1 protein-coding gene is annotated in these 586 nt (G+C 41.0%); it reads right to left on the bottom strand.

The window, feature by feature from the left end; genetic code table 11:
- Positions 1-185: 185 nt before the first annotated feature.
- Positions 186-586: hypothetical protein (locus BAMA_RS24805; protein ID WP_034644440.1), on the bottom strand; the 401-nt coding region annotated here is incomplete at its 5' end.

Raw genomic sequence — 586 nt, 5'->3', positions numbered from 1 at the left:
CCCTCGGCTCTAAACGAGATGCAACCGGTCTAGCTCCCTGCATGCCATTGTTGGTTACATACGTGTTATTCACTTTCAATGAAGTTGTGTCAAAATCTTCAATCGGCTGAAAATGGCTACTCTTCGAAATCACTATGCTGTCACCGTTTGTATTTGTACAGACCATTTCTTTAATTCGCAAGTTATCACCTCATTCTAAAAGCCATTTGCTCAAGCGCTTGACGGTTTAATCGAGCTGTTTCAGATGGCAATAATGGTTGTGGACTGTTATTGGTTTGATACATGACCACTGAAGGTTCGTTACTCTTACTTGCTGCCTTATCAAAAGATGTTAATAATTTATCAAGCTTTTCTTCTAGCTTTGGAGTTTCTACAACGTTTTTCACAGTAAACGTTGTACTATTAGAACTAATTGCATCGGCGGCATTCTTTATCTGTCTAGCAGCTTGTGGGACTTGTGTGAGTGACGATGATGTAGCGACCTGTATCCCCATCGTGCTATTGACTAGGTTTGCTAACTCCTTTGCTTTCTCTTCTAAAGGTCCTCGCATATCCTCCATACCATTGATTAAACCGCCAATAGCTT

Origin of the sequence: Bacillus manliponensis, assembly GCF_000712595.1 — a bacterium.
Classification (GTDB): Bacteria; Bacillota; Bacilli; order Bacillales; family Bacillaceae_G; genus Bacillus_A; species Bacillus_A manliponensis.
The sequence above is the reverse complement of the archived record's forward strand: the minus strand, read 5'-3'. Positions and strand labels throughout refer to the sequence as shown.